This is a genomic window from Pseudomonas sp. PSE1(2024) (assembly GCF_050990555.1).
Classification (GTDB): domain Bacteria; phylum Pseudomonadota; class Gammaproteobacteria; order Pseudomonadales; family Pseudomonadaceae; genus Aquipseudomonas; species Aquipseudomonas aphyarum.
The window spans coordinates 4,492,775-4,519,734 of the sequence record NZ_CP158967.1 but is presented as its reverse complement, the minus strand read 5'-3'; the positions used below and the strand labels follow the sequence as shown (position 1 = coordinate 4,519,734).

Annotated in this window: 15 protein-coding genes; 7 read left to right on the top strand and 8 right to left on the bottom strand. The window is 63.1% G+C overall.

The window, feature by feature from the left end:
• The first annotated feature begins 348 nt into the window (after positions 1–348).
• Positions 349–13,350 (top strand): non-ribosomal peptide synthetase, encoded by a 13,002-nt coding sequence (locus ABTV87_RS20430; RefSeq protein ID WP_433898266.1) that lies wholly within the window; start codon positions 349–351, stop codon positions 13,348–13,350.
• Positions 13,351–13,540: 190 nt separating this feature from the next.
• Positions 13,541–14,353 carry an alpha/beta fold hydrolase gene (locus ABTV87_RS20425; RefSeq protein ID WP_085607093.1) on the top strand — a complete coding sequence of 271 codons (813 nt, stop codon included), beginning with the start codon at positions 13,541–13,543 and terminating at the stop codon, positions 14,351–14,353.
• A 31-nt stretch (positions 14,354–14,384) separates the two neighbouring features.
• Here the strand turns inward: ABTV87_RS20425 and dsbG are convergent, their stop codons facing one another.
• The 4 genes from dsbG to ABTV87_RS20405 form a co-directional block, all read right to left on the bottom strand.
• On the bottom strand, positions 14,385–15,155 hold the full coding sequence (gene dsbG, locus ABTV87_RS20420) for a thiol:disulfide interchange protein DsbG (protein WP_007955786.1): 771 nt from the start codon (positions 15,153–15,155) through the stop codon (positions 14,385–14,387).
• Positions 15,131–16,003, bottom strand: coding sequence for a TlpA disulfide reductase family protein (locus tag ABTV87_RS20415; RefSeq protein WP_085607091.1), 873 nt, complete (start codon positions 16,001–16,003; stop codon positions 15,131–15,133). The genes dsbG and ABTV87_RS20415 overlap by 25 nt, the downstream gene beginning before the upstream one ends.
• Entirely contained in the window at positions 16,003–17,733 is a 1,731-nt protein-coding gene (dsbD, locus tag ABTV87_RS20410; protein ID WP_085607089.1) for a protein-disulfide reductase DsbD, read from the bottom strand. The genes ABTV87_RS20415 and dsbD overlap by 1 nt, the downstream gene beginning before the upstream one ends.
• 124 nt (positions 17,734–17,857) lie before the next feature.
• Entirely contained in the window at positions 17,858–18,529 is a 672-nt protein-coding gene (locus ABTV87_RS20405; RefSeq protein ID WP_433898265.1) for a hypothetical protein, read from the bottom strand.
• A 298-nt stretch (positions 18,530–18,827) separates the two neighbouring features.
• Between ABTV87_RS20405 and ABTV87_RS20400 the strand changes: the two genes are divergently transcribed.
• The 5 genes from ABTV87_RS20400 to ABTV87_RS20380 all read left to right on the top strand — a co-directional run bounded on the left by ABTV87_RS20400 (position 18,828) and on the right by ABTV87_RS20380 (position 23,286).
• Complete coding sequence (locus ABTV87_RS20400; protein WP_085607085.1) at positions 18,828–19,508, top strand: response regulator; 681 nt, start codon at positions 18,828–18,830, stop codon at positions 19,506–19,508.
• Positions 19,508–20,830, top strand: a complete 1,323-nt coding sequence (locus ABTV87_RS20395) for an ATP-binding protein (protein ID WP_085607083.1) — start codon at positions 19,508–19,510, stop codon at positions 20,828–20,830. Before ABTV87_RS20400 ends, ABTV87_RS20395 begins: the two co-directional genes overlap by 1 nt.
• A 107-nt stretch (positions 20,831–20,937) precedes the next feature.
• On the top strand, positions 20,938–21,423 hold the full coding sequence (locus ABTV87_RS20390) for a GNAT family N-acetyltransferase (RefSeq protein ID WP_433898264.1): 486 nt from the start codon (positions 20,938–20,940) through the stop codon (positions 21,421–21,423).
• A gap of 142 nt (positions 21,424–21,565) precedes the next feature.
• Positions 21,566–22,978, top strand: coding sequence for an aspartate aminotransferase family protein (locus tag ABTV87_RS20385; protein WP_207983524.1), 1,413 nt, complete (start codon positions 21,566–21,568; stop codon positions 22,976–22,978).
• An 83-nt stretch (positions 22,979–23,061) separates the two neighbouring features.
• Positions 23,062–23,286: an MbtH family protein gene (locus ABTV87_RS20380; protein WP_007917715.1), complete on the top strand. Its 225-nt coding sequence runs from the start codon at positions 23,062–23,064 to the stop codon at positions 23,284–23,286.
• A 191-nt stretch (positions 23,287–23,477) separates the two neighbouring features.
• On the opposite strand, the gene ABTV87_RS20375 is transcribed toward ABTV87_RS20380, so the two are convergent.
• The 4 genes from ABTV87_RS20375 to ABTV87_RS20360 are packed head-to-tail and all read right to left on the bottom strand — an operon-like array spanning position 23,478 to position 26,946.
• Entirely contained in the window at positions 23,478–24,377 is a 900-nt protein-coding gene (locus tag ABTV87_RS20375; RefSeq protein WP_433898263.1) for a metal ABC transporter substrate-binding protein, read from the bottom strand.
• On the bottom strand, positions 24,378–25,277 hold the full coding sequence (locus tag ABTV87_RS20370; protein WP_003226663.1) for a metal ABC transporter permease: 900 nt from the start codon (positions 25,275–25,277) through the stop codon (positions 24,378–24,380).
• Entirely contained in the window at positions 25,277–26,020 is a 744-nt protein-coding gene (locus ABTV87_RS20365; RefSeq protein WP_085607076.1) for a metal ABC transporter ATP-binding protein, read from the bottom strand. The genes ABTV87_RS20370 and ABTV87_RS20365 overlap by 1 nt, the downstream gene beginning before the upstream one ends.
• Entirely contained in the window at positions 26,017–26,946 is a 930-nt protein-coding gene (locus tag ABTV87_RS20360) for a metal ABC transporter substrate-binding protein (RefSeq protein WP_064598220.1), read from the bottom strand. Before ABTV87_RS20360 ends, ABTV87_RS20365 begins: the two co-directional genes overlap by 4 nt.
• Positions 26,947–26,960: the final 14 nt, after the last annotated feature.

The window sequence follows — 26,960 nt, the reverse complement described above, 5'->3', positions numbered from 1 at the left end:
ACGCCTGGGGGACGGGGCCGTCCTACACATCGAGCGACAAATTATGTTGAATGATAATGATTGTCAATTGAGAAAGAGAACTAATGATCCATAACAGTGCGATCTGAGAACTGCGACACGCCGCCGCACTCGCCCAAGCGCCCAGCCCCGTTGGCGATCCAGCCTGCCGACTAATTATTTCAAGACGTCATCCGTTCTCATTGGTGAATGGATCCGGGTACGCAGCCCCGGACCTACCGCATTCCAATGCCTTGCACGGTCGGCGAAGACCGTGTCCCGCATGCCTTGCACGGGCATGCCGCAGCCAACCCGATTCCACCAGCAAGCCGAATTCAGGCAGGAAACCTCATGACCGACGCGTTCGAACTCCCCAGCACCCTGGTCCAAGCCCTCCAGCGCCGCGCGGCCCTGACGCCGGATCGGCTGGCCTTGCGCTTTCTCGCGGAAACCGAGGAGCAGGCTGTGGTGCTCAGTTATCGCGAACTCGATCAGCGCGCGCGCACCATCGCGGCAGCGTTGCAGGCCGAGGCCGGATTCGGTGATCGCGCGGTATTGCTGTTTCCGAGCGGCCCGGATTACGTCGCGGCGTTCTTTGGTTGCCTGTACGCGGGCGTGATCGCGGTGCCGGCTTATCCGCCGGAATCGGCCAAGCGTCACCATCAGGAACGCCTGCTGTCGATCATCGCCGACGCCGAACCGCGCTTGCTGCTGACCAGCGCCGACCTGCGCGACGCCCTGCAGCAAATCGAAGGCGCGCCGCCGCTGTTGTGCGTCGATACCCTCGACGCTGCACTGGCCGAACGCTGGGTCGAACCGACCTTGCCCCAAGATCACATCGCCTTCCTGCAATACACCTCCGGCTCGACCGCGCTGCCCAAGGGCGTGCAAGTCAGCCACGGCAATCTGGTGGCCAACGAACTGTTGATCCGCCATGGCTTCGGCATCGACGTGAACCCGGACGACGTGATTGTCAGCTGGCTGCCGCTGTACCACGACATGGGCCTGATCGGCGGTCTGCTGCAACCGATCTTCAGCGGTGTGCCGTGCATCCTGATGTCGCCGGCGTATTTCCTTGGCCGCCCGTTGCGCTGGCTCGAAGCGATCAGCCAATACGGCGGCACCATCAGCGGTGGCCCTGACTTCGCTTATCGTCTGTGCAGCGAGCGGGTCAGCGAATCGGCGCTGGAACGCCTCGACCTGAGCCGTTGGCGCGTGGCCTATTCCGGCTCCGAGCCGATCCGTCTCGACACCCTCGAACGCTTCGCCGAGAAATTCACCGCGTGCGGTTTCAGCGAAAGCAGTTTCATGGCGTCCTACGGTCTGGCGGAAGCGACCCTGTTCGTCGCCGGCACACCGCGCGGCACCGGGATTCCTGCACTGCGCGTCGACGATCAGGCCCTGGCACAGAACCGCGCCGAAGCGGGCGAGGGCAGCCCGATCATGAGTTGCGGTATCAGCCAGCCCGATCATGCGGTGCTGATCGTCGAGCCGAACACCCTTGAAGAACTGGCCGACAATGCCGTCGGTGAAGTCTGGGCTACCGGCCCGAGCATCGCCCTCGGCTACTGGCGCAACCCCGAGGCCAGCGCCAAGACTTTCGTCCAGCACGCCGGCCAGACCTGGCTGCGCACCGGTGACCTGGGCTTCATTCGCGACGGTGAACTGTTCATCACCGGTCGCCTGAAAGACATGCTGATCGTGCGCGGTCACAATCTCTACCCGCAGGATCTCGAGAAAACGGTCGAGAACGAAGTTGAGGTGGTGCGCAAGGGCCGCGTCGCCGCATTCGCGGTCAATCAGAATGGCGAAGAAGGCATTGGCATCGCGGCGGAAATCAGCCGCAGCGTGCAGAAAATCCTGCCGCCCGAATCGCTGATCAAAGCCATTCGACAGGCCGTGGCCGAGGCGTATCAGGAAGCACCGAGCGTGGTGGTGTTGCTCAACCCGGGTGCGCTGCCGAAGACCTCCAGTGGCAAGTTGCAGCGTTCGGCCTGCCGCAATCGTCTGGCCGACGGCAGCCTCGACAGCTACGCGGTGTTCCCGTCGGCCACCGCTGAAACCGCTCATGAGTCGACCGCGTCCACCTCCGAAATGGAAGCGTTCATCGGCAACATCTGGGCCGAGCACCTCGACGTCAAACAGGTCAACGCCGACGATCATTTCTTCCTGCTCGGCGGCAACTCGATCGCCGCCGCCCAAGTGATCGCCAAGGTCCGCGAAGAACTGAGCCTGGAGCTGAACCTGCGTCTGCTGTTCGAAGCCCCAACCCTGTCCGCATTCGCCGCAGCCGTCGCGCAACAGCAACAGGACGGCGGCAGCGCCCAAGGCGAAATCACCGTTTTGTCGCGCAACGAAGCCTTGCCGCAATCCCTGGCGCAAAACCGTCTGTGGATCACCTGGCAACTCGACCCGCACAGCAGCGCCTACAACATTCCCGGCGCCCTGCGCCTGCGTGGCGAACTGGATGAAGACGCACTGCGCGCCAGTTTCCAGCAACTGATCGAACGCCACGAATCCCTGCGCACGCGCTTCTTCGAGCGCGACGGCGTGGCCCTGCAACAGGTCGAAGCGGCGGGTGAGTTCAACCTGCAACTGATCGACATCAGCGACCTGCCGGCCAGCGAGCGTGAAGCCCGCGCACTACAGATCCGCGAGGACGAAGCCCGCACCCAGTTCGATCTGGAGAAAGGCCCGTTGCTGTGGGTGACGCTGGTTCGCCTCGACGACGAAGATCACCAGTTGCTGGTGACCCTGCACCACATCATCGCCGACGGCTGGTCGCTGAACGTGTTGATCGACGAGTTCTCGCGCCTGTACGCCGCCGCTTCCCAAAGCCAGCGCGCGGAACTGGCGCCGCTGCCAACCCAATATGCTGACTACGGCAGCTGGCAGCGCCAATGGCTGGCGCAAGGCGAGGGCGAGCGGCAACTGGCGTACTGGAAAGCGCAGTTGGGTGACGAGCATCCGACCCTGGAACTGGCGACCGACCATCCGCGTTCTGCCAAGCAAAAGCACAGCGCCGCCCGCCACAGCGTTCGCCTGGGAATCAGCCTCAGCGATGCCATTCGCCAGACGGCACAGGCTTATCAATCCACCCCGTTCATGCTGCTGCTCTCGGCGTTCCAGAGTTTGCTGCATCGCTACAGCGGCCAGCGCGACATTCGCATCGGTGTGCCGAACGCCAACCGTCCGCGCCTGGAAACCCAAGGCCTGATCGGCTTTTTCATCAACACCCAGGTGCTGCGCGCCGACGTCGATTCGCGTCTGCCGTTCACCGAACTGCTGGCGCAAACCCGACAAGCTGCGCTCGGTGCGCAGGCGAATCAGGATCTGCCATTCGAACAACTGCTCGAAGCCTTCCCGCAGGCCCGCGAACAAGGCCTGTTCCAGGTCATGTTCAACCACCAGCAGCGCGACCTGAGTGCGCTCAAACGTCTGCCGGGCCTGCTGGCCGAGGAACTGCCGTGGCACAGCCGCGAGGCCAAGTTCGATCTGCAACTGCACAGCGAAGAAGACCGAAACGGTCGCCTGACGCTGTCGTTCGACTACGCCGATGAACTGTTCGACGCCGCGACCATCGAGCGCCTTGCCGAGCATTTCAGCAACCTGCTGCGAGCGGTTTGCGAACGTCCGGAGCAAACCATCGGCGATCTGCAATTGCTGACCGCCGCCGAAAATACTCAGCAAAGCGAATGGAGCATTGCCCCGTGCACCCCGGCGCAACAATGGCTGCCGGAACTGCTCAACGAACAAGCGCGGCAAACCCCTGATCGCACCGCACTGGTGTGGGACGGCGGCAGCCTCGACTTCGCCGAACTGCACGCCCAGGCCAACCGTCTCGCCCATTACCTGCGCGACAAAGGCGTCGGCCCGGACGTGTGCGTGGCCATCGCCGCCGAGCGTTCGCCGCAACTGCTGATCGGCCTGCTGGCGATCATCAAGGCCGGTGGCGCCTACGTGCCGCTGGACCCGGATTACCCGGCCGAGCGTCTGGCCTACATGCTCAATGACAGCGGCGTCGAACTGCTGCTGACCCAGACCACATTGCTCGACCGCTTGCCGGCCAGCGAAGGCGTCAGCGTGATCGCCATGGACACCCTGCACCTGGAGAACTGGCCGAGCCAGGCACCGGGTCTGCATCTGCACGGCGACAACTTCGCCTACGTGATTTACACCTCCGGCTCCACCGGCCAGCCGAAAGGCGTGGGCAACACTCACGCGGCGCTGGCCGAACGTCTGCAATGGATGCAGAACTCTTATCGCCTGAACGACACCGACGTGCTGATGCAAAAGGCGCCGATCAGTTTCGACGTGTCGGTGTGGGAATGCTTCTGGCCGCTGATCACCGGTGCGCGTCTGCTGATCGCCGGCCCCGGTGAACACCGCGATCCGCATCGCATCGCGCAGCTTGTTCAAGAATATGGCGTGACCACGCTGCACTTCGTGCCGCCGCTGCTTTCGCTGTTTATCGACGAACCGTTGAGCACCGAATGCACCAGCCTGCGTCGCGTGTTCTCCGGTGGTGAGGCGCTGCCGGCGGAACTGCGCAACCGCGTGCTGGCGCAACTGCCGGCGGTGCAGCTGCACAACCGCTATGGCCCTACCGAAACCGCGATCAACGTCACCCACTGGCATTGCAGCGTGGCGGATGGCGAGCGTTCGCCGATTGGCCGTCCGCTGGGCAACGTGGTCTGCCGCGTGCTCGATAGCGATCTCAATCCAGTGCCGGCCGGTGTGCCGGGTGAACTGTGCATCAGCGGCATCGGCCTGGCCCGTGGTTACCTCGGGCGTCCGGCGCTGACTGCCGAACGTTTCGTGGTCGATCCGCTGGGCGAGCAGGGCGCGCGTCTGTACCGCACCGGTGACCGCGCACGCTGGACGAATGATGGCGTGATCGAATACCTCGGCCGTCTCGATCAGCAGGTCAAACTGCGCGGCTTCCGCGTCGAGCCGGAAGAGATCGAAGCCCGTCTGCTGGCTCAGGACGGCGTGGCGCAGGCCGCCGTGCTGGTGCGCGAAACCGACGCCGGCCCGCAACTGATCGGCTACTTCACCGCCACTGATGCCAGTGAAGATCAGGACGGGCAAATCGCGCGCTTGAAGGCCGCACTGGCCGCCGAGCTGCCGGAATACATGGTCCCGGCGCAACTGATGCGCCTGGACGCAATGCCCTTGAGCCCGAGCGGCAAACTCGATCGCCGCGCCTTGCCCGAGCCGCAATGGCAGGTGCGCGAGCACGTCGAGCCGGTCACCGAGCTGGAAAAGCAGGTCGCCGCAATCTGGCGCGAAGTGCTCGGCCTGAAGCAGGTCGGCCTGCGCGACGATTTCTTCGCCCTCGGCGGTCACTCGCTGCTGGCCACCCAAATCATCTCCCGCACCCGTCAGGCCTGTGACGTCGAGCTGCCGCTGCGCGCCTTGTTCGAACACAGCGAACTCGGTGATTTCGCCGAACAGATCCGCCAAATCCAGGCCAGCGGTCGCACCAACAAACAGCCGCCGATCGACAAGGTTGATCGCAGCAAACCGGTGCCGCTGTCCTACTCGCAGCAGCGCATGTGGTTCCTCTGGCAGATGGAACCGGACAGCCCGGCGTACAACGTCGGCGGCATGGCGCGCCTGCGTGGCGTGCTGGATGTCGGTCGTTTCGAGGCAGCATTGCAAGCGTTGATCCTGCGTCACGAAACCCTGCGCACCACGTTCCCGAGTATCGACGGCGTGGCCCGTCAGCAGGTGCATGCCGAGACCGGCGTGCGCATGGACTGGAAGGATTTCTCGAAACTCGCCACCGATGTGCGCGAGCAGAAAGTTCAGCAACTGGCGGACGATGAAGCGCATCTACCGTTCGATCTGGAAACCGGCCCGCTGCTGCGCGCCTGCCTGGTCAAGACTGCCGAGCAAGAGCATTACTTCGTCCTGACCCTGCACCACATCGTCACCGAAGGCTGGGCGATGGACATCTTCGCCCGTGAACTCAGCGCGCTGTATGAAGCGTTCGTCGACGATCGCGAATCGCCGCTGCAACCGTTGCCGGTGCAGTACCTCGACTACAGCGTGTGGCAGCGCAACTGGCTGGAGTCCGGCGAGCGTCAGCGTCAGCTCGACTACTGGACCGCGCAACTGGGCCGCGAACACCCGCTGTTGGAACTGCCGGGCGACCGGCCGCGTCCGCCGGTGCAAAGTCATCAGGGTGAGCTGTTCCGTTTCGACCTCAGCGATGATCTCGCCGCGCGGGTTCGCGCCTTCAATGCGCAGAACGGTCTGACCCTGTTCATGACCATGACCGCTGCCCTTGCGACCCTGCTTTACCGCTACAGCGGCCAGACCGATCTGCGCATCGGCGCGCCAGTGGCCAACCGTATCCGCCCGGAAAGCGAAGGCCTGATCGGTGCGTTCCTCAACACCCAGGTGCTGCGTTGCCAGCTCGACGGCCAGATGTCGGTCGGCGAATTGTTCGAGCACGTGCGCCACACCGTGATCGAAGGCCAGTCCCATCAGGACCTGCCGTTCGACCATCTGGTGGAGGCGTTGCAGCCACCGCGCAGCGCCGCGTACAACCCGCTGTTCCAGGTGATGTGCAACGTGCAGCGCTGGGAATTCCAGCAGAGCCGCATGCTCGCCGGCATGACCGTCGAGTACCTGGCCAACGATGCGCGGGCGACCAAGTTCGACCTCAACCTGGAAGTCACCGATCTCGACCATCGCCTCGGCTGCTGCCTGACTTACAGCACCGACTTGTTCGATGAACCGACCATCGCGCGCATGGCCAAGCACTGGCGCAACCTGCTGGAAGCGCTGATCGCCGACCCGCAACAACGCCTCAGCGAACTGCCGCTGCTCGATGCGCCTGAGCAACAGCAATTGCTCGACAGCCTTGGCGTCGAGCCGGGTGAACGTCGTCTCGACCAGTGCATTCATCACCTGTTCGCCGAGCAGGCGCTGGCGCGCAAAGATGCGCCGGCCCTGACTTTCGCCGGGCAGACCCTGAGCTACGCCGAACTCGACGCCCGCGCCAACCGTCTGGCCTGGGCTCTGCGTGAACGCGGTGTCGGCCCGCAAGTGCGGGTCGGCCTGGCGCTGGAGCGTTCGCTGGAAATGGTCGTCGGCCTGCTGGCGATCCTCAAGGCCGGTGGCGCCTATGTGCCGCTGGATCCGGAATACCCGCTCGACCGTCTGCATTACATGATCGAAGACAGCGGCGTCGGCCTGCTGCTCAGCGACCGCGCGATGTTCAAGGCCCTCGGCGAACTGCCGTCGAACGTGGCGCGCTGGTGCCTGGAAGATGACAGCGCCGCGCTGGACGATTACCCGGCCGCTGAGCTGCCATTCATCAGCCTGCCGCAGCATCAGGCGTACCTGATCTACACCTCGGGTTCCACCGGCAAGCCGAAAGGCGTGGTGGTGTCCCACGGTGAAATCGCCATGCACTGCCAGGCGGTGATCGAGCGTTTCGGCATGCGTCCGGACGACTGCGAATTGCATTTCTATTCAATCAACTTCGACGCCGCCACCGAGCGTCTGCTGGTGCCGCTGCTGAGCGGTGCGCAGGTGGTGCTGCGTGCGCAAGGTCAGTGGGACGCGGAAGAAATCTGCGGCCTGATCCGTGAACATCGGATCAATATTCTCGGTTTCACCCCGAGTTACGGCAGCCAGTTGGCGCAGTTCCTCGCGACGCAGAACGACATCCTGCCGGTGCGCATGATCATCACCGGCGGCGAAGCGCTGACAGGCGAGCACCTGCAACGGATTCGCGCGGCGTTCAAGCCAAGCCTGTTCTTCAACGCCTACGGCCCGACCGAAACCGTGGTCATGCCGCTGGCCAGTCTTGCGCCGGAAGTGCTGGAAGAGGGCGCCGGCAGTGTGCCGATCGGCAGCGTGATCGGTGATCGCGTGGCCTACATTCTCGATGTCGATCTGGCGCTGGTGCCGCAAGGCGCGACCGGTGAATTGTTCGTCGGCGGCGCCGGTCTGGCGGTGGGGTATCACGAGCGTGCAGGCATCACCGCCGAACGTTTCGTCGCCGACCCGTTTGCCGTCGATGGCGGGCGCATGTACCGCACCGGCGACCTGGTGCGCCAGCGTGCCGACGGTCTGGTGGAATACCTGGGACGGATCGACCATCAGGTGAAGATCCGTGGTTTCCGGATCGAACTGGGCGAGATCGAAACCCGTCTGCTCGATCACGATTCGATCCGCGAAGCGGTGGTGCTGGCGCTGGATGCGCCGAGCGGCAAGCAACTGGTCGGCTATCTCGTGACCGAGGTCGCTTCGCGAAGCGAAGCCGAGCAGGCCGAACTGCGCGATGCGCTGAAGGCGCACCTGAAGACGCAACTGCCGGACTACATGGTGCCGACCCATCTGATTCTGCTGGCGAGCATGCCGCTGACCGCCAACGGCAAACTCGACCGCCGCGCCTTGCCGGCACCGGATCCGGAGCTCAATCGTCAGGATTACGTGGCGCCAAGCAACGAGCTGGAGCAGACCCTGGCGCAGATCTGGTGCGAGGTGCTCAACGTCGAGCAGGTCGGTCTCAACGACAACTTCTTCGAACTGGGCGGCGACTCGATCCTGTCGATTCAAGTGGTCAGCCGCGCGCGTCAGCAGGGCATTCACTTCAGCCCGCGTGATCTGTTCCAGCATCAGACTGTGCAGACCTTGGCCGCCGTTGCCAGCCGCAGTGAAACCGTCACCGCCGAGCAAGGTCTGGTGACGGGCGAATCGCGTCTGACACCGATCCAGCATTGGTTCTTCGACACCGAGATTCCCGAGCGTCAGCACTGGAACCAGGCGTTGCTGCTGGAGCCGACGGTGGCGCTGGAACCGCACCGTCTGGAGCAAGCACTGTTGGCGGTGATCGAGCAGCACGATGCCCTGCGTCTGCGCTTCAGCGAGGTCAACGGCGCATGGCAGGCAACCCATCAACCGGTGACCGATGCTGCCGTGCTGTGGCAGGTTCGCGTGCCGTCGATGGACAAATGCGCCGCGCTGTTCGCCGATGCCCAGTGCAGCCTCGACCTTGCCCAAGGCCCGCTGTTGCGTGCAGTTTTGGTCGATGGGCCGGACGCTCGGCAACGGCTGTTCATCGCGATCCATCACCTGGTGGTCGACGGTGTGTCGTGGCGCGTTCTGCTCGACGATCTGCAAACCGTGTATCGCCAGCTCGACGCCGATCGGTCGGTGAAACTGCCGGCCAAAACCAGTGCCTTCAAGGACTGGGCGGCGCGCTTGCAGGCTTACGCCGGCAGCGAATCCCTGCGTGAAGAACTGAGTTGGTGGCAAGCGCAACTGGCCGGCCCGAATGCCGATTTGCCGTGCGAACGTCCTGAGGGCGGTCGCGAGAATCGTCATGCGCAAACCGTCAGCGTGCGACTGGATGCCGAACGCACCAAGCAACTGCTGCAACAGGCACCGAGCGCCTATCGCACGCAGGTCAACGATCTGCTGCTGACTGCGCTGGCCCGCGTGCTGTGCCGCTGGAGTGGTCAGCCCTCGGCGCTGATTCAACTGGAAGGCCACGGCCGCGAAACCCTGTTCGACGAGATCGACCTGACCCGCACCGTCGGCTGGTTCACCAGCGCTTATCCGCTGCGTCTGACCCCGCACAACATCGAAGAGGCCGCCGGGCAGGGCGCTTCGATCAAGGCGATCAAGGAGCAACTGCGCGCCGTTCCGCACAAAGGCCTCGGTTATGGCGTACTGCGCTACCTGGCCGATGACGCCAGCCGTCAGAGCATGGCGGTGTTGCCGAGCGCGCCGATCACCTTCAACTATCTCGGCCAGTTCGACCAGAGCTTCGGCAGCGATGCGCTGTTCCGTCCGCTGGATGAATCGGTCGGCGCGGCCCACGATCCGCAAGCACCGCTGCCGAACGAGTTGAGCGTCGACAGTCAGGTGTACGGCGGGGAACTGCTGCTGCGCTGGACCTTCAGCGCCGAGCGCTACGACGCGCAGACCATCAACGAGCTGGCCGATGCCTACGTCGGCGAGTTGCAGAGCCTGATCGAACATTGCCTGCAGGACGAGGCCGGTGGCCTGACGCCGTCGGACTTCCCGCTGGCGAAACTGACCCAGGCGCAACTTGACGCATTGCCGGTGCCGGCGGCGCACATCGAAGACGTGTACCCGCTGACGCCGATGCAGGAAGGCATGCTGCTGCACACCTTGCTCGAACCGGGCACCGGTCTGTATTACATGCAGGATCGCTATCGCATCAACAGCGAACTCGACCCCGAGCGTTTCGCCCAGGCGTGGCAAGCGGTGGTCGCCCGTCATGAAGCGTTGCGTGCGTCGTTCTGCTGGAACGTCGGCGAAGACATGCTGCAAGTGATTCATACGCCGGGTCGCACGCCGATCGAGTACCTGGACTGGAGCGCCATCGCTGACGCCGAGCAGGAACCGAAACTGCAAGCGCTGCTCAAGGCCGAGCGCGAGGCCGGTTTCGATCTGCTCAATCAGGCACCGTTCCACCTGCGTCTGATCAAGGTCGGCGCGGCGCGCTACTGGTTCATGATGAGCAACCACCACATCCTGATCGATGCCTGGTGCCGTTCGCTGCTGATGAACGATTTCTTCGAGATCTACACCGCCCTCGGCGAAGGTCGCGATGCGCAACTGGCAGTGCCGCCGCGCTACCGCGATTACATCGGCTGGCTGCAACGTCAGAGCCTGGCCGAAGCGCGTCAGTGGTGGCAGCAGAACCTGCAAGGCTTCGAGCGCACCACGCCGATCCCGAGCGACCGCCCGTTCCTGCGTGAACACGCCGGCGAAAGCGGCGGCATGATCGTCGGCGACCGCTACACCCGACTGAATGTCGAGGATGGCGCCCGTCTGCGCGAACTGGCCCAGGCCCATCAACTGACCATCAACACCTTCGCCCAAGCGGCGTGGGCACTGGTGCTGCGCCGCATGAGCGGTGATCGCGACGTGCTGTTCGGCGTGACCGTGGCCGGGCGCCCGGTGGAAATGCCGGAGATGCAGCGCACCGTCGGCCTGTTCATCAACAGCATCGCGCTGCGGGTGCAGATCCCGGCGGACGATCAGCGCGCCAGCGTGCGTCAGTGGCTGAGCGGTCTGCTCGACAGCAACATGCAACTGCGCGAGTACGAATACTTGCCGCTGGTGAACATCCAGGAACAAAGCGAACTGCCGAAAGGCCAGCCGCTGTTCGACAGCCTGTTCGTGTTCGAAAACGCCCCGGTGGAAGTCTCGGTGCTGGACCGTGCGCAGAGCCTCAACGCGACCTCGGATTCGGGCCGTACCCACACCAACTTCCCGCTCACAGCGGTGTGCTACCCGGGCGACGACCTGGGCCTGCACCTGTCTTACGACCAGCGTTACTTCGACGAGTCGACCATCGAGCGCATGCTCGGCGAGTTCAAGCGTCTGTTGCTGGCGTTGGTCGACGGCTTCCATGGCGACATGGCCGACCTGCCGCTGCTTGGCCAAGAGGAACAGGACTTCCTGCTCCACGGCTGCAACCAGAGTGAGCACGACTATCCGCTGGAACAGAGCTACGTCGAGCTGTTCGAAGCGCAGGTCGCACAACATCCGCAACGCATTGCCGCCAGTTGCCTTGATCAGCAGCTGAGCTATGCCGAGCTGAACCAGAACGCCAACCGTCTCGGCCATGCACTGGTCGCGGCCGGGGTGCAGATGGATCAACCGGTGGCGCTGCTGGGCGAACGTAATCTGGATCTGCTGGGCATGATCATCGGCAGCTTCAAGGCCGGTGCCGGTTACTTGCCACTGGATCCGGGCCTGCCGAGCCAGCGTCTGCAACGGATCATCGAGCTCAGTCGCACGCCGGTGCTGGTGTGTACCGAAGCTTGCCGTGAACAGGCGACGACCTTGCTGGATGAGTTCAGCTGCGCCAACCGTCCACGCTTGCTGGTGTGGGAAGAGGTTCAGACCGGCGCGGTGTCGTCGGCGAATCCGAACATCTTCAGCGGCCCGGACAACCTGGCCTACGTGATCTACACCTCGGGCTCCACCGGGTTGCCGAAAGGCGTGATGGTCGAACAGCGCGGCATGCTCAACAACCAGTTGAGCAAGGTGCCGTACCTGAACCTGAGCGACGCCGATGTGATCGCCCAGACCGCTTCGCAAAGCTTCGACATTTCGGTCTGGCAGTTCCTCGCCGCGCCGCTGTTCGGGGCGCGGGTGGACATCGTGCCGAACACCATCGCCCACGATCCGCAAGGCTTGCTGGTGCATGTGCAACAGCAGGGCATCACCGTGCTGGAAAGCGTGCCGTCGCTGATCCAGGGCATGCTCGCTTCGGATCGTTTGAGCCTCGACGGTCTGCGCTGGATGCTGCCGACCGGTGAAGCAATGCCGCCGGAACTGGCGCACCAGTGGCTGCTGCGTTATCCGGAGATCGGTCTGGTCAACGCCTATGGCCCGGCGGAATGCTCGGACGACCTGGCGTTCTTCCGCGTCGACCTGGCCTCGACTCGCGGCAGTTACCTGCCGATCGGTACGCCGACCGACAACAACTTGCTGTACTTGCTCGATGGCGCGCTGGATCTGGTGCCGTTGGGTGCGGTGGGCGAGTTGTGCGTGGCGGGCACCGGGGTCGGTCGCGGGTATGTCAGCGATCCGTTGCGCACCGCGCCGGTGTTCGTGCCGAATCCGTTCGGTGCGCCGGGCGAGCGTCTGTATCGCACCGGTGACCTGGCGCGCCGTCGCAGTGACGGGGTGCTGGAGTACGTCGGCCGGGTCGACCATCAGGTGAAGATCCGCGGTTACCGGATCGAGCTGGGTGAAATCGAGGCGCGTCTGCACGAGCAACCGGAAGTCCGTGACGGGGCGGTCGGCGTGCAGGAAGGCGTCAACGGCAAGCATCTGGTCGGCTACCTGGTGGCCGCAGATTCCGCACTGAATCAGAGCGAACGCCTGGAGCGGATCAAGCAGCGCCTGCGCGCCGAACTGCCGGAATACATGGTGCCGCTGCACTGGTTGTGGCTTGACCGGTTGCCGCTCAACGCCAACGGCAAACTCGACCGCAAGGCCTTGCCGGTGCTGGAGATCGGCCAGTTGCAGAGCCAGGATTACCTGGCGCCGCGCAGCGAGCTGGAGCAGACCCTGGCCGATATCTGGGCCGAGGTACTGAAGGTCGAGAAGGTCGGGGTACGTGACAACTTCTTCGAACTCGGCGGCCATTCGCTGCTTGCCACGCAAATCGCCTCGCGGGTGCAGAAAGCTCTGCAACGGGACGTGCCGCTGCGGGCGATGTTCGAGTGCAGCACGGTGGAGGAACTGGCCGGGTACATCGAAGGGCTGGCGGCCAGCGACATTACCGAGGAAAAGGTTGATCGGTTGAATGACCTGATGGCGGAGCTGGAGGGGCTTTAATCTCTGGTGCCTGTACCGGTCTCTTCGCGAGCAGGCTCGCTCCCACATGGTTTTGTGTCGATCACAGATCCCCTGTGGGAGCGAGCCTGCTCGCGATTAGGTGCGGTACATTTTTAGACATTTACACGGTTGACGATCCCGAACCGGCAGCCCAGTCTGCCGGTTCTCTTTTTTGTCGCGGGGGTGATCGATGGCTTTCTTCGAAGTTGACGGACAGGCGCTTCACTACATTGATCAAGGCACAGGCCCGGCGGTGTTGCTGGCTGGCAGCTACCTGTGGGACCAGGCCATGTGGGCGCCGCAGATCGCAGCGCTATCGGCGCACTATCGGGTGATTGCACTGGATCTGTGGGGGCACGGCGAATCCGGTCGCTTGCCTGAAGGCACCGCTTCGCTGGACGACATCGCCCGTCAGGCACTGGCCTTGCTCGATCATCTGGACATTGACCGGGTGACGCTGGTCGGGTTGTCGGTCGGCGGCATGTGGGGCGTGCGTCTGGCGTTGTCGGCGCCGCAGCGGCTCAACGGTCTGGTGCTGATGGACACTTACGTCGGCGTCGAGCCGGAACCGACCCGCCAGTACTATTTCTCGCTGTTCAAACAGATCGAGGAAAGCGGTGGGATCTCCGAACAACTGCTGGATATCGTGGTGCCGATCTTCTTTCGCCCGGGCATCGATCGAGAGTCGGCGCTGTATCAGGACTTCCGCGCAAAACTGGCCGGGTATTCGGCTGACCGCCTGCGTGACAGCATCGTGCCGATGGGGCGGATCACCTTTGGCCGTGACGATCTGTTGCCGCGCCTGGGCGAGTTGAATGCGGCCACCACGCTGGTGGTCTGCGGCGATCAGGACAAGCCACGCCCGCCGTCGGAAGCACGGGAAATGGCTGAGCTGATTGGCTGTCCGTGTGTGCTGGTGCCGGAGGCGGGGCATATCTCCAATCTGGAGAATCCAACCTTCGTGACCGACACGCTGCTGAAATTTCTGGCTGAACTGAAGTAACGAAAACGCCCACGCATTGCGTGGGCGTTTTTTATTTCGGGCCGAGAATCTTCGCCAGTTTGTCCGGCGTCGGCGCGCCTTGCTGTTGTTGCAGTTCGCCCTTGTCGTCCATGTAGAAGATCGCCGGGGTGGCCTGCAAGTCCAGGTCTTCCATCAACTGCATGTTCGCCGCGAGTTTGGTTTGCACAGCCACCGGAATGTCCTTCAAGGCCTTGAGGGTGCTGGCCTTGCCGGCCTTCTCATGATCCTCCAGGGCTTTGCTCGGGTCCTTGGCGGCGAGCAGGGCGGCGGATTTGGCCGGGCTGTCTTCGCGGATGATGCCGACCATGATATGCCGCAACTGCACCTTGCCGGCCTTGACCCATGGGCGGGCCTGTTCCCAGAACATGTTGCAATACGGGCAGTTCGGATCACTGAACAGGTACACGGTGCGCGGCGCATCCTTGTTGCCGTCCTGAATCCAGTTGCTCGCTTCGAATTTGGCCCAGACTTCCTTGGCCATTGGCGCGTACACCAGTTTTTGCAGCGGCGCGCTGCTCAGGTCGTTGCCGTCGGCGTCGTACAGATTGCCCAGCAGCACGTGCTTGCCGTCCGGCGTCAGGTACAGCGCCATGCCGCGGTTCTGGTATTGCGCGGCGTAACCGCGCAAGCCGTCCGGCGCGTCGAACTGGCCGACGATTTTCGCGCCCTTGGCTTCGATCTTCTTGATCGCTTCAGGCAGTTCTTCAGCAGCCTGGACCGACGGCAAGTGCAGCAGGGCTGCGCTCATGGTCAGCGTCAGCAGGTGGCGGAGGCGGGGCATGGCAGTTTCCTTGAAGAAGTGGTGGCCGGGTTCGGGCTGGAACCCGGGGTGTCGAAGTTTTCCAAGGCGCGGGCCAGGCTGGCGTTCGACAACTCGCCCAGATGGCTGCCCAGCAGGCGACCGTCCGGGCTATAGAACAGCGTAGTCGGCAGGGCCATGGAACCCACGGCCTGGCCGAGGCGTCCGCTGCGGTCGAACAGCACGTTGTTCAGGCTCAAGCCCTGGGTTTCGAGAAACGTGGCGACGCTTTGCATGCTTTCGGCCTGGTTGACGAACAGGAACGTCAGGTCCGGGCGTTGTTGCTGGGCGTTTTCCAGCACCGGCATTTCCCGGCGGCACGGCGGGCACCAGGTGGCCCACAGGTTGATCACCAGCGGCCCGCCCTGATAGTCGGTGAGTTTCACGGTTTCCCCGGCGGCGTTGCGCAGGGTGATGTCCGGCAGGCGTGTGCCTTGCTCGTAGATGTTCAGCGACAGGGTCGCCAGCACCCAGAACGCCACGCCGCTGACCACGCCGAACCCCAGCGGGCGACGCAAGCCCGGCCGGCGCCAGCCGCGATACAGCGCCGCCAGCAACAGCACGATCACCCCCGGCCAGGCGAGAAAACCGCCGTCGCGCAGATCGATGATCTGCCACAGATCATTGCGATAGTGGCCCCAGTACACAGCGACAAACGCAATGCGCGCCGCCAGCATGCCGAGCAGAAACAGGCTGAACAGCGCCGACTCGGGGTTGTCACCGCCGCGCTTGGCCACCCGCCAGCCGACGAAGGTCGCCAGCGCCAGCGCGCTAATCAGCAGCAAGTGGTTGAGTGCGATGGCAAAGGTGCCGAGGGTGAAGGTCAGCATTAACGGGCGTCTCGGGTGGTGGTCCAGCGTTGCAGAAAAGTATCGGCATCGACCTCGCCGGTGATGCGCTGGCTGCGGCGCTCTTCGCCGTCGGCGCCGATCCACACGAAACTCGGTGGCCCCGGCACTTTATAACGGCCGAGCAGTTCGCGGCTGGCGGCATTGTCGGCGGTGACGTCGAGTCGGAGCAAGCGCACATCGCTCAGTGCCTGCATCACCCGCGCCTGGCCGAACACCTGTTTCTCCATGACTTTGCACGACGTGCACCAGTCGGCGTAGTAATCGAGCAGCACCCACTGGCCCTGCGCTTTGGCGGTGTCGAGCTCGCGTTGCAGGGCAGCGGGATCCTTGATCGTCGTGAAGGCTTCGTGGCCGCTGGGCGCCGCAGATCCGATGCGGCCGGCGCTGTACACCTGCAACGGCTGATACGGATCGTCACTGCCGCCTGCCGCACCGACCACCAGCAGACTGCCCCACAAGCCCAGCAACAGCGAACCGGCACCGAACAGGTGAGCCACGCGACCGAAGCCGTCGGACTGTTTCCAGGCACTGTAAGCGGCGATCAATAGCAGTGCGCCGCACAGACCCAGCCACAGCGACGGATCCAGCACCGGTCGCAGCATCAGCAGCGCGGTGGCAAGGAACAGGAAACCGAACACGCCCTTGAGCAGGTTCATCCACGCGCCGGGCTTGGGCAGGAAGCGATTGCCGACGGTTACCAGCAACAGCAGCGGAACGCCGATGCCGATGCCCAAGGCAAACAGGATCAGACCGCCGTGCAGCGCGTTGCCGCTTTGCGCGATGTAGAGCAGGGCACCGGCCAGCGGTGCTGTCATGCACGGGCCGACCAGTAAACCGGACAGCGCGCCCAATACGCCCGCGCCGATCAGACTGCCGCCGCGCTGACTGCGCGAGGCATGTTCCAGTCGATCCCGCAGGGCCACCGGCAATTGCAGCTCGAAGAAGCCGAACATCGGCAGCGCCAGAACCACAAACACCGCCGCGAACGTCCCGAGCAGCCACGGGTTCTGCAACCACGCCTGCAGGTTGGCCCCCAGCAGCGCGGCGATGACGCCCATCGCCGCATACACCAGCGCCATGCAAACCACATAACTGCCGGCCAGCGCGAAACCGCGACGTGGCGTGGCGCCGCTGCCCACCACCATGCCCGCCAGAATCGGCAACATCGGCAGAGAACACGGCGCAAATGCCAGCAGCAGACCGAGGCCGAAGAACACCAGCAGACTCCAGCCCAGCGAGTGCTGTTGCAGACCGCTGGCGAGTGCCTGATCCGGCGCTTCATCCGTCGTTGCTGCGGCTTTGCCGCCGAGGTCGATCACTCTGGTTTGTGGTGGATAGCAAAGACCGGCGTCGGCGCAGCCCTGATAACTGACCTTGATCTGGCCCTGTGCGGCTGCCGGGATTTTCAGCTCGAGGCCCTGGCGATAAACCGGCTGTTCGCCGAAATACTCGTCGCTGTGGGACTCGCCTTCGGGCAGGGCCGGCACGTTTTGCGTCGCCAGCCCGTCGAACTTCAGACGCTTCTGATACAGGTAATAACCGTCGGCAATTTGCCAGAACAGCTGGGTCTCACCGGAATCCAGACGTTCCGAGGTCAGTACGAACGCCTTGTCGACCGGCAAGAACTCCGGTTTTGATGCAAAGGGATCATTACCTGCCTGGGCCAGACTCGAAATCAACAGTGCAAACAATAGAAAAAAATGACGCATGGAGGAGCCTTGTCCCTGTGCAATTGAGGGGCACAGTGGCGTGCGGCGATTAACCGATGATTAACCGGAGTTATCCATGCGTCGAACCTGCGAGACGCTGCAGCATTGCAAACGAATGAGGGAATCAGAGACCGCGGTTTAACCCGGCGAATGTGTCACTGACATTGCGCACACCTCCCTCGACAGCGCCTTTTTGCATATTGAAAACCACAAACTGGTCATTGGTCAGGAAGATGCACCAGAGGTTATCGCTGAACGTCGGATCAATCTGCGCCGCAGTAACAAGGCGATCTTTATAAGGTGCAAGTCCGGGCAGTATTGCATTGGCTTGGTGATTGATTTTTTGCGTCACAGTGTGGAATGTCAGACGAGTTCCGTCATTCAACAGGAAAAGAAACTCGTACTTGTGTCCAATGGCTTCCAGCCAGGTGCCGGCAACGATTCTGTCGAAGTAAGGCAGGATCGGCGTCCAGAGAGAGTTGGATAGATCGTAAAAGGCATCAGCCTTGTCATTGTCCTGGTCATAGGCGCACACCCACGGGCGATCACCGTTGTAGAAGAACAACCAGGCAATGTCCTTGTCGCCTGCCCTTGTTTGCGTAAATCCGAAGCGCAGGTGCTTGGCATAGGCATCGAAACCTGGCCAGTTTCCCTTGATCGGTTTTGGATATTCGTTGGGTACTTTTTCATCGCCATTGTTGTAACGGGAGAATTGATCAGTATCTTTGAAGAAGAAGTAAATCCGGTCAGGGCCGGAGCGCCAGTCGATGGCGACGAAGTTGTTAAGTTTGGACATTTGATGTTTGCTTCTGAAGAATGATAGTTGTTTGATTTGATGTTTGTATGTTTTGCAGTTGGAGGTTATATCGGCAAACAGTGGTTTTGCACTGATTTAGTGATTGCTGTTTGTGACATTGGGGGGGGCAAGTTGTTGCCTGTTAACTTGTTAGTTGTCGTTGCAGTAATTGGCGTTGAGAAAGACCTCGCCCGTGGTCGTATACGTCGGGATCGTGCTTTTCCTTGGCGCGGGCAGTGTCCATAATTGCCGCTTAATCCTCTCCTGCTTGAATCGCGTTTTTTCTCATGGAGCTCCCATGCACGTACTGGTTTGCGAAGACGATGAGTTGATCGCCAGCGGGATCGTCGCCGGGCTGACGGCGCAAGGCCTGACGGTCGAGCACGTCAACACCGCCTCCAAGGCGCGGGCGATCCTCAAGGTTGCCGAATTCGACGTGATGGTGCTCGATCTTGGCCTGCCGGACGAAGATGGCCTCAAACTGCTGCAGCAACTGCGCCAGCAGGGCCTGGAGATTCCGGTACTGATCCTTACCGCGCGGGACTCGGTCACCGACCGTGTCGACGGTTTGCAGTCCGGTGCCGACGACTACCTGCTCAAGCCGTTCGACCTGCGTGAATTGTTCGCCCGTCTGCAAACCTTGTTGCGCCGGGTAGCCGGGCGCAGCGTCAACCTGATCGAACACGGCGCGCTGACCTACGACCCGAGCAGTCGGGAAACCACGCTGGCGGGCCGTTCGGTCGACCTGTCCCGTCGCGAACAATCCCTACTGCAGGCCTTGCTGCACAACCGTGGCCGGGTGCTGTCCACCGAGCAGTTGAAGGACAGCGTCTACGGTTTCAACGATGAACTGGAGAGCAACGCACTCAACGTGCACATCCATCACCTGCGCAGCAAACTGGGTAAAGGCATCGTCGAAACCGTGCGCGGTCTGGGCTATCGCCTCGGCCCGGCCGATGGTGGAGAACCTGACAAGTGATGAGTCTGCGCCTGCGCCTGAGCCTGACCCTCGGCGCCGCGTTCGCGCTGATCTGGGCACTGGCGGCTGCCTGGATGCTCAGCGACTTGCGCAACCAGATGATGTTTTCCCTCGACCAGCGGCTGGTGGCGTCGGCGCGAATGGTCGCCGGGCTGCTGGAACAACTGCCGGCCATCCCGAGCAAAGGCGAAGGCACTCACTTCAGCGCCGAGCAACTGAACATTCCCGGCGGCATGGCCTGTCAGGTCAGTTCGCTGCGCGGGGAAATCCTCGCCCGCAGCCACAACAATCCGGAACAGGCGCTGGAAGCCCAGAAGATGGGCTTCCACGATCAGATGATCGATGGCGCGCCATGGCGCAGCTTCACCCTGGCCCGAGGCGATGTGCGAATCACCACCGCCGACCGGGTAATCGAGCGCGAAGCCCTGAACATGTCGATCCTGCTGGCGGCCTCGGTGCCGGTGGGCGTGGCGCTGCTCGGCTGCCTGTGCCTGTTGTGGCTGGGGATCGGGCAGGGCCTGGCGCCGCTCAATCGCTTGCGTGAAGCCTTGATGCGTCGCAACGCGGATTCGCTCGAGCCGTTGCAGTTGCAGTCTTTCCCCAGCGAGCTGAAACCGCTGCTCGAAACCCAGAATCAACTGTTCCAGCGCATCGGCAAGACCATCGAACGCGAACGTCGCCTGACCGGCGATGCCGCCCATGAATTGCGCAGCCCGCTGACGGCGATCAAGACCCACCTGCAAGTGGCGCGCATGACCGAAGGCAACGCCCGCGATCAGTCCCTGGCCCGGGCCGAGGAGGGCGCCGACCGTCTGCACCGGACCCTCGAACAATTGCTGTTGCTGGCCCGGGTCGAGGGCAGTCTGTCGTTCGACGACGGTGTGCAATGCAGTGCCGAACAGGTGGCGAAACTGGCGATTCAGGATTCGGCCAGCGACCAGCGCCAGCGGATCAGGCTGCACCTGCCTGAACACGTATCCGGTGCGCCCCTGCAAATGCCGGCAGTGCTGTCGATCGCAGCCTTGCGCAACCTGCTGGATAACGCCCTGCGTCATACCCCGACCGACGGCGCGGTGGAGCTGAGCCTGGAAACCACCGCCAATCGCGTGCGTTTCGTGGTGCGTGATCACGGGCCGGGCATTGCCCCGGACGATCTGCAACATCTGACCCAGCGCTTCTGGCGCAACGGCCAGAGCACCGGCTGCGGATTGGGGCTGGCGATTGTCCAGGCCATCGTTCAACGCTGCGCCTGCACCCTGCATTTCGACAGCCGCCCGGATGGTCTGCGGGTAGAGCTGACCATGCCGCTGCAACCGGTCTGACATTTCGCCAGGCACATCAAATGTAACCTCTCTCCATTAGTCATCCGCCGGCCGCCACGTTATTGTCGCCCCAGCCTTTGACTCAATGGATTGAGGGAAACAGTGCCATGGAAGCACCCATCCACATTTGTCCCGCCACAGTCGCCGACGCCGGCATCATCAGCCGGATTCTCGAGCGTTCGATCCGCGTCGGTTGCGCGCTCGACCATCGCAACGATCCACAACTGGTCGACCGCTGGGTTCGCCGACAATCGGCGGAACACATCAGCGGCTGGCTCGCCGATCCGCATCTCTATCTGAATATCGCGCTTCTTCACGATAAACCGGTCGGCGTCGGCATGGCCGCAGCCAATGGGGAGATTACGTTTTGTCATGTGCAGCCGGAGTGGTTTCGCCGAGGCGCGGGCCGCGCGCTGATGGGCGATCTCGAGGGTTGGCTGCGGGTTCGTGGCCGGCCTTGCGTCACGCTCGCCAGCACGCGAACCGGCGAGGCGTTCTACCGGCGCCTGGGGTATCGCGAAGCGGCGTCTACCTTCTCGCATCACGGTGTTTTGAGCCTGCCGATGCACAAGCCACTGCCATTGTCGGCCTGACATTCGATCAAGGGTGTAAATCCTCGACACGCTGGTGCGTTTCCAGAACAGGAAAACCAGCATGTGCGCCCCGCGACCGGAACGCGCACCTGCCCGGTGTGCAGTTTTGGTCACTATCCATAGCGTATTGAGGGGTCGAGAGATGTCAGTCGCCACCAGCCTTATCGAAGAGTCGTCGGCCCGGATCGCCTCCGCGCCGGCTGAAACGCTGTATCAGTTCAATGAATCGCCGTTGCTGGCCCGTCAGAGCCAGCAGGAATCCAATGCCCGCAGCTACCCGCGCCGGATTCCGCTGGCGTTGAAGCGCGCCAAAGGTCTGTACGTCGAAGACGTCGAAGGTCGTACCTTCATCGATTGCCTGGCCGGTGCTGGCACTCTGGCGCTGGGGCATAACCATCCGGTGGTGATCGAAGCGATCCAGCAGGTGCTGGCCGATGAACTGCCACTGCACACCCTGGACCTGACCACGCCGGTGAAAGACCAGTTCGTGCAGGACCTGTTTGGCCTGTTGCCGCCTGCATTGGCCAAGGAAGCGAAAATACAGTTCTGCGGCCCGACCGGCACCGACGCCGTGGAAGCTGCGCTGAAACTGGTGCGCACCGCCACCGGGCGCAGCACCGTGCTGTCGTTTACCGGCGGTTACCACGGCATGAGCCAGGGGGCCTTGAGCCTGATGGGCAGCCTGGGGCCGAAAAAGCCGCTGGGTGCGCTGCTCAGCAACGGCGTGCAATTCATGCCGTTCCCGTACGACTACCGCTGCCCGTTCGGCCTCGGTGGCGCGGCGGGGGTGAAGGCTAATCTGAGCTACCTGGAAAACCTGCTCAATGATCCCGAGGCCGGCGTGCAATTGCCGGCAGCGGTGATCGTCGAAGCGGTGCAGGGTGAGGGCGGTGTGATCCCGGCGGACATCGAGTGGCTGCGTGGTCTGCGTCGCATCACTGAAAAGGCTGGCGTGGCACTGATCATCGACGAAATCCAGAGCGGCTTCGCCCGTACCGGCAAGATGTTTGCCTTCGAACACGCCGGCATCACTCCGGACGTGGTGGTGCTGTCCAAAGCCATCGGCGGCAGCCTGCCGCTGGCGGTGGTGGTCTATCGCGACTGGCTCGACACCTGGCAGCCGGGGGCCCACGCCGGTACGTTCCGTGGCAACCAGATGGCGATGGCCGCCGGCTCTGCCGTGATGCGTTACCTGGTCGAGCACAAGGTCTGCGAACACGCCGCCGCCATGGGCGAGCGCCTGAGCGAGCACTTGCACATTCTGCAGCGTGACTTCCCGCAACTGGGCGACATTCGCGGTCGTGGCCTGATGCTCGGTGTCGAACTGGTCGATCCGAACGGCACGCCGGACGCCTTGGGCCATCCGCCGGCCTTCGCGCGCCTGGCGCCGCTGGTTCAGCGCGAATGCCTCAAGCGCGGGCTGATTCTGGAGCTGGGCGGTCGGCATGGTGCGGTGGTGCGATTCCTGCCGCCGCTAGTGATCACCGCCGCAGAAGTCGACCGTGTCGCCGAGATCTTCGGTCGTGCGTTGAGCGCCGCGACTGCCGGCCTGTAAATTTTTCGCCGCGTCGAACGTTCTTTCTACATACCCGGCTGCACCCGTCGTGCAGCCCACCCTTACAGCGATGGAGACACAGCATGACGTCAGTATTCGACCGCGAGGACATCCTCTTTCAAGTCGTGGTCAACCACGAAGAGCAGTACTCGATCTGGCCGGATTACAAGGCCGTGCCGGAAGGCTGGCGCACCGTCGGCAAGAGTGGCCTGAAAAAGGAATGCCTGGCCTACATCGAAGAAGTCTGGACCGATATGCGCCCGCTGAGCCTGCGCCAGAAAATGGAAGCGCAAGCGGCTGCACAGTAAGTCTTCAGGCAAAAAGAAACCCGCTGGACTGGAAACAGTCAGCGGGTTTTTCATGTCCGAAAGATCGGCCTTGATGATCGTTCCCACGCTCTGCGTGGGAATGCCTCATTGGACGCTCCGCGTCCGCTTCGGAAGGGACGCGGAGCGTCCCGGCTGCATTCCCACGCAGAGCGTGGAACGATCACTTCTCCTCAGGCGCCGGCCAGGCCCTTGAGCAGCACATCCACATTGCCTTCCAGCTCTGCCACTGGATCCGCCGCATCGGTGCTGAGCACCAGCAGATGACTGCCCGATTCGGCAATTGCCGCTTTCACCGCGTCCGACGGCTGCCGATGGTGCAGCACCACCGCCACGTCATTGTCTTTCAGGGTGGCGGTCAGTTTTTTCAGATCTTCCGGCGTCCACTCGGCATCCGGTCGCGCGTCCTGTCCGATCAATTCCAGATTCAGGCTGCCGATCAGGTAACCGAAGTGATCGCTCAGGCTCATCACGCTCAGGTTGTCGGCACTGGCCAGACGCGCCTCGCTGTCGGCACTGAGTTTCAGCAGGCGCTGCTTCAGTGCCGCCAGATTGGCCTCGATTTTCGGTTTGTCCTTCGGCGCCAGGCGCACCAGGTCCGCCGCCATCACGTCGGCCATGCGCCCCATGTTGTTGCTCGCCAACCACGGCTGGCTGTTCAAACCGTCGACCTTGAGCCCCGGTTGCACGGCAATGCCGGGCAGGGCGCCGTCCACCGGGCGGGCAGCGTCGACTTCGACGATGCGGATGTTGCTGCGGCGGGCGATCGGGTACAGCGGATCATCGGCCCACAGCGAGCGCACACCGATCACCGCATCGGCGCCGGTGGCCAGTTTGTCCAGCGCCGGGGCGCCGCGACCGGTGAAGTAGGCGGTCTGACGGCTGCCCGGCAGATTCGCCGGCGCCGCGCGCTCGAGGCTGATGTCGGTGCCCTTGAGCAGGACTTCGCCCAGACCATAAGTGATGGGCAACGAGGCCAGCACCCGCAGCGGTTTCTCGGCAGCCAGCAAAGGGCTCGAAACTGCACCGCTGAGTGCGATGGCCAGGGTCAGTTGTCGCAATGAAAAAGCCATTTATCCAAGGTTCCCTTTCAGACTGGGGACGACGCCCCGGGCAATCGCGGCGAGGGCGAAGGCGATACCGGCGACCAGGATGATCGCGGCGCCGGACGGAATTGGCAGGTCGAACACGATCGGCGCGAGAATCCCGCACAGCGTACTGACCGTGGCAATCAGCACTGAACACCAGAAAAAGCCTTTGAGCGACTGGCTGAGCAGACGCGCTGCCGCCGCCGGAATCACCAGCAGTGCACCGACCAGAATCGCGCCGATGACTTTTACTGCCGCGACGGTGATCAGCGTCACCAGAATCACGAACAGGTAATCCAGGGTTTTCACCGCGACGCCGCGCACCGCTGCCAGTTGCGGATTGAAGCTGGCTAGCATGATCCGGTTGTACAGCGGCAGGGCCAGCGCCATGACCAGCGAGCCGACAATCGCCAGCACCAGCAGATCGTTACCGTTGACCGTCAGCACTGAGCCGAACAACACGTTTTCCAGAATGTGCACGTTGATCTTGCCCGCCAGAATCAGCAGCAGGCTGGCGCCCAAAGCGAGAGACACCGACAGGAACACGCCAATCAATGTGTCGGGTGCCAGGCCGGTGCGGTTGCGCAGGTAGTTGAGCAAAATGCCGAACAACAGGCAGTAGCCGAACAGGCTGCCGTACGGGCCGGTGTAGGGTTCGCCGAGCAGAATGCCGATGGCCACGCCGGTCAACGCCGCGTGACCCACCGCCTCTGAGAAAAACGCGAAGCGCTTGACCACCACCAGCGTGCCGAGGCCACCGAGCACCGGGCCGATCAACAGACCGGCCAGCAGCGCATTGACCACAAACCCGTAGGCCAGGGCTTCCGGCAAGTAACCGGAGGAGGCCCAGCCTTGCACCATCAAACGAAAGGCTTCGTAACTCATCAGGCAGCGCTCCGTGGATGGGTCGAGAACAGGGTCAGCAGGCGTTCCGGGGTCAGGGCCTGTTGCGGCGAGGCGTCGAACAGCACGCGGCGGTTGAGGCCGGTGACGCGATTGGCCAGTCGCCCGACCGCTTCCAGATCGTGCTCGATCCACAGCACCGTGATGCCCGCCGCACGCCAGTCGCCGAGCAGGCGTTCGAACACCTGGATCCCGGCTTCGTCGAGGGCCGACATCGGTTCATCCAGCACCAGCAATTGCGGCGCTGGAATCAGTCCCTGAGCAAGCAGTACCCGCTGGCGTTCGCCACCGGACAGCGCACCCATCCGGCGCTTGCGCTTGTCCTGCATGCCGACTCGCTCCAGCGCATCACCGATGGCGCCGGCGTAGCGTTTGCTCAAGCCGAGAAAGGCCGGGCGACGCTGACACATGGCGGCCATGAAATCATCGACGGTCATCGGCAGACCCCGATCGAACTCCAGCGCCTGCGGCACGTAGCCGATGGTGCCGGGTTCGCCGGGCCATTGCAGGCTGAGCCGGCCCTGATGGGGCATCTGCCCGAGCAGGGTTTTGATCAGCGAGCTCTTGCCGCCGCCGTTGGGGCCGACCAGCGCGTGCACGCTGCCGGGCTGCACCTGGAAGGTGACTTTGTCGAGGATCGTCGTGCGGCCGAGGGTCAGGCTGACGTCCGCGAAATCCAGGGTCGGGCCGTTATGGGTGATTGAGAGGTTTTCCTGAGCCGTCATGCGCCGGACTCCTGAATCGCCCGAACCACGGTGTTGAGGTTGCCGGTCATTTCCTTTTCGTACTTGTCGGCGGTGTATTCGCCGTAGGAAATGTGCGACAGCGGGTACAGCTTCACACCGGACTCACGCTGGATGGTTTCGACGTAGGTGGACGGGAAATCCATCTCGGAGAAGATCACTTTCACGTCCAGCTCGCGCAGTTGGTCGATGGTTTTCTTCAACTGGCTCGGACTCGGCTCGATGCCGTGGGCCGGCTCGACCACGGCGGTGACTTCCAGACCGAATTCGCGCAGCAGGTAGTCATAGGCGGCGTGCACCGTGGCCACTCGCAGTTCGGCGTTCGGCGCCTGGGTCAGTTTGGCCAGGGCGTCGGCGCGCATCTGCCGCAGGCGTTTGCCATAGGCGCGGGCGTTCTGGGTGTAGGTCTTGGCGTTGTCCGGGTCGAGCTTGCCCAATTCCCGGGCGATGTTGTTGACCTGGGCAATCGAGGCGCTGATCGACAGGAACGTGTGTGGGTTCACCACTTTGCCGGCACCGCGCGCGGCAACCCCGGTGGCGGCCAGCAACGGCACGTTTTCGTTGGCTTCGATGGTCTTGATGTTCGGCGTTTCGCTGGCGGCGATCATGCGGTCGGCGAAGTCGTCATGACCGACGCCGTTGAGCACGATCACGTCCAGCCCGCTGATGCGCTTGATGTCTTCGGCGCGCGGCTCGTAGGCGTGCGGGTTGAAGCCGGCGGGAATCAGCGGCACGACCTCGGCCTTGTCACCGACGATGTTCGCCACATAACTGTAATACGGATGCAGGGTAATGCCGATGCGCAGGCGTTTGGCCTGATCGGCGCTGGCCAGCGGGCTCAGCAGGCAGGCGCACAGGCCGATCAGCAGCAGGCGCAGGAAAGGACGGCGTTGAGATGAACTAGGCATGGGCAAGCGGTCTT